At 48.2% G+C, this 336-nt stretch carries 1 pseudogene; it reads left to right on the top strand.

The features are described from left to right. Window positions 1-336 (top strand): annotated as a pseudogene (locus tag SPADD19_RS11115) (TIGR01212 family radical SAM protein); the annotation flags it as partial.

Raw genomic sequence — 336 nt, 5'->3', positions numbered from 1 at the left:
GTTCGCCGTTGTGTGACCGATAATGAAATTGATGGCATCAAGTTACACCTCTTGCATTTGATGACCAATACACGGATGCAACGGGACTATCATGGAGGACGACTTCAACTCATGAGCCAGGAGGAGTATGTCAAGGTCATCTGTGACCAGTTGGAGATCATCCCCAAACACATTGTCATCCACCGGATTACAGGGGACGCGCCAAGGGATATGTTGATTGGCCCTATGTGGAGCCTCAACAAATGGGAAGTCCTAAACGCTATTGAAACTGAAATGCGTCGGCGTGGAAGTACCCAAGGATGTAAGCTAGAAGAAAAGGAGACTGCTGATGCTTCG

The sequence above is a fragment of the Streptococcus parasanguinis genome, from assembly GCF_001578955.1.
GTDB classification, from domain to species: domain Bacteria; phylum Bacillota; class Bacilli; order Lactobacillales; family Streptococcaceae; genus Streptococcus; species Streptococcus parasanguinis_U.
The sequence above is the reverse complement of the archived record's forward strand: the minus strand, read 5'-3'. Positions and strand labels throughout refer to the sequence as shown.